Below are 3,489 nucleotides of genomic sequence, written 5' to 3' on the forward strand. Positions count from 1 at the left end.
CGGGATTCGTCGTAATACTCGAACGGGCGATAGCTCGCGTCCGTCGCGACACGGATCGTTTCGGCTCGCCGGTCCGACCGGGAACAGGCTCCCAAGAGCAGGATGACGGCGGCGAGGATCGGCACAAGTCGAGTCAACACGACTCCTTTCGATGTCTGCGCGGGAGGCGGCATCAGGCGACGCGGGCGTTCTCAGCTTCGAGAACCAGCACCCAGTCCTGGAACCGAGGCGGGCTCGGCGGACGCCAGCTTCCCTGATCATCCGGTTCCGCCGCGCCGGCGTCGTACTCGCCGCCCTCTTTGGGATCGAAGTAGTATGCGCGATAGGCGACCCCGGCTTCAAGCCCCTGAACGCGCTGCACCCGCACGAACGAGGGCACGAACAACATCCGAACCTGCCCGAGGATTCCTGCGGCGTACCCGAGCATATGGTTCTGGTCCGACCAGCGGGGCTCGACCCATTCCGGGTGGGGCTCGAACTGCCACCAACGGTATCGCGCGATGAGCGCCTTCCCCAGCCCGACCTGCTTGGAACCCGGCAGTTGGTAGGCGTCCTCCCACGGCACGTCTCCCCAAGAGGAACCGTGCGGCGACGGTCCGTACGGCTTCTCGCGGGAGTTCACCTGCCAGATGCCGTTCGCGCCGTAGGTGTGACCCATCGCTCCGCTCAGCATGCAGGTCCAGAACAGCAGGCGCATGACCTCTTCGCGTCCGCCTTCGGCGATGCCCTCGTAGCAGGGCTCCGCGTTGATGACCGGCTTTGACGGCTCTCGCCCATAGCTTCGCGTCACCTGAGACACGGTTCCCGGGAGGCTGCGGCGGTCGTTGTGCCCGGTCTGAAGCATGTCGAAATCGAGGATATCCTCATCGACGCTCTCTCGGGCGGACTCGCCGCCGCCGGGATGCACGGTGATCGGGTTCCCATGGGAATCCAGCGAGCGCACGTATCGCCCAATCTCACTCCATGCGGCGACGGTGCGCTTCCGATAATCCTGTCGGGCTTCCGGCGTGGGAAGGGGCTCCAGGTAGTAGGGCATCGTCACTTCGCCGCACAGACACCAGACGACCGGGAACGCGGAGTACCGCGCGACGAGGTAGCGCCAGTGCTGCTTCATCTTCTCGACGCCGAGCCAGTGGACGTAGTAGCCCCAGCAGCCGACGATGCACGGCACGATTCCCGAACGCACTAGCCACTGGAACCGCAGGTCCGCCATGTCGTAATAGGACGGGCGGATCCGGGCCCAATCGGGTTCCCAGGGGAAACCGGCTTCGTTCGCGCCGCGTTCGTCGTAGGCTCCCATGTCCGGGTAGAGCCCGGCGACGATCTGCGCCACGGTGAAGCCCTTCGCGACGCGATCCGCCGCGAGAATCTGGAAGTCGGTGGGCCAGCTCAGTCGTCGCGTCAGGCTCATCCACCAGGTGTCGCCGAGCCACAGGAAGGGCGTTCCGTCCGAGTGCTCGACATGTCGGCTACCGGACTGGATGCGCAGACGTCCGTGGCGGATCAGTCGGTTCGATCCGTCGTATGGCACGGCTTCGATGACGCCGTCGATCCCGTCGAGCGACGAGTTGCTCGGGTCCGAGCAGACGGTAACCCACCGGTGGGTTCCCGGCATCGACGGCGCGACGCGCATCCGCCATTCCTGCCCGCCCGCCCAGTAAGCCGGCACGCGCCGTTCCACACCGTCGGGGTCGATGACGACGACGTCCACTTCGACCTCGTTGAACGGGTCACGGTACGGTCTGCCCGACCGGATGCCCCACTCGACAACCGAGTTCACGGAACCGTGCAGCGTCATCGTCATGCCCCATCGTGTGCCGTCCGCGTGACGACGGTTGCGCAGGGAGCCCTCGCCATCGCGGCAGGTCCCTACGAGGGATGCCTAGTTGGCTGTCCGGAGCGTCGCCCAAGTCGTTGCGATCTTCCCCGAAGGCGACACGGCGAGGTAGAGACCGCCCAGCCCAGCCGAGGACGTTGTGATCGCGCTGATGTCCTTCTCCGAAAGCGCCTCGTCGAAGATGGCGACCTCGTCGATCATACCGGCGAACCAGTGCGTGTCCTTCGTGTCGCCTCGGACTCCGATTGACAGCGATTTGGTGCTGCTTTTCAGGCTCCCGCGAGCGCTCTTCCCCTCGGCGACCCCCTTGCCGTTGATGAAGAGCCGAATCGCAGCACCGTCGTAGGTGGAGGCGACGTGTGTCCACTCGTTCGCGGCGATGGCTCCTCCGGCGACGTTGTCGCCCGCCGGGCCCCAGATGACCCAGAGCTGCAGTTGGGCGCCCGTGGTTCGGAACGCATGGCATCCGAAGTCGCCCGCCCAGTCGTACTGTTCCAGAATCGAGTGGTTCCCTGCGAGGTTCTCCGCCTTGATCCACGCCATCAGCGTGATGCGCGGAGGCGTGAGTCGGTTCTTGGGGTCGGGAACCTCGATATGCCCGGTCGCGCCGTCGAAGCGCACCGCGCCGCCGACCTTGCCCGCGTTGTCCCACTTAGCGCCGCCGATCACCTTGCCGTCGTCCGCGTGGGCGCCGCTCGCGTCACGCGCGACATCGCCCTTGCCCTCGTCCAGAAGCCAGATGCCCACGACCTTCGCGTGAGCGGCATAGGAGCCACACAACAGCAGAACCCCAACACATGCCGACATCGTTCCGCGCAACGTCGCCATTGAACTGCCTCCCATCCTGGGGTGGACAGACCCCTCTGCGGGTCCGCCCAGGCACACTACAACCCATCGCCAGGCTGGGCAAGACGGGTCTTTGCTTTGCCAGACCCGCTAGCGCACCATCTCGTCGACGAAGGAGCCTCGATGGCGAAACGACATCATCTCATCGACGTCGGCATGCTGGGTGTGACGGCTCGCTCGCTGGCGGACCTACGCCGGGAGTTCATCGACATCTACACGGGCGAGCCCGATGCCGACGCGCATCCCTATCAGGCGTGCAACGGCGTTCAGTCCTGGGGCAACGGCTCGATGTGGGGCGTGGGCGATCCAGAGGGCAGGAACCGCGTCCGGACCAACGTCGCCGCGTGGCTGGGGTTTCTCGAGCAACTGCGCGACGCGAACGAGGCGGTCGGGGGCGGGAACCTGCGGGCGATCATCTCAAGGGCGCTCGTCGGGCTTCACGTCGTTCGACACTGGTCGCTCGCGGAGATCGGCGAATACGCGCACCGGCTCTGCGAGGGCATCGCTCAGCGCGAGTTGGATCGTCTCGTCTTGGGATGGTGGACGGACGACGAGGGGATCGAGAAGCCGACGCACACGGTCGAGGTGTGGAGGAAGGTCCTCGCGGCGACGCACGACGCCCAGCGCCAGGCGGGCTGTCGGTTCCCGTTCTACTGGGCGGAAGAGATCGGCAGCTCGCCGTACTGGGCGCTGACCGGAGCCGGTTGGCGACACGACATTCCGCAGAAGCTCCGCGACTGGGTGAGCGCCTTCGCTGAGCCGGATTTCCCGGTGCTGCACGACGCTTCCGGCGTGTTCATGCCGTT

General features: G+C 66.0%; 4 protein-coding genes. 1 reads left to right on the forward strand and 3 read right to left on the reverse strand.

Annotated elements, in window-relative coordinates:
• The 3 genes from FJZ36_18400 to FJZ36_18410 form a co-directional block, all read right to left on the reverse strand.
• On the reverse strand, positions 1-137 hold a 137-nt coding region (locus tag FJZ36_18400; protein ID MBM3216871.1), incomplete at its 3' end, for a basic amino acid ABC transporter substrate-binding protein.
• 35 nt (positions 138-172) lie between these two features.
• A complete protein-coding gene (locus FJZ36_18405) occupies positions 173-1,804 on the reverse strand; it encodes a DUF4038 domain-containing protein (protein ID MBM3216872.1) in 1,632 nt (543 codons plus the stop codon).
• A gap of 78 nt (positions 1,805-1,882) precedes the next feature.
• Positions 1,883-2,680 carry a LamG domain-containing protein gene (locus FJZ36_18410; protein MBM3216873.1) on the reverse strand — a complete coding sequence of 266 codons (798 nt, stop codon included), beginning with the start codon at positions 2,678-2,680 and terminating at the stop codon, positions 1,883-1,885.
• Between the two features lie 126 nt (positions 2,681-2,806).
• Here FJZ36_18410 and FJZ36_18415 point away from each other — a divergent pair.
• Positions 2,807-3,489: hypothetical protein (locus FJZ36_18415; GenBank protein MBM3216874.1), on the forward strand; the 683-nt coding region annotated here is incomplete at its 3' end.

It is taken from the genome of Candidatus Poribacteria bacterium (assembly GCA_016866785.1).
In the GTDB taxonomy this organism is placed as follows: domain Bacteria; phylum Poribacteria; class WGA-4E.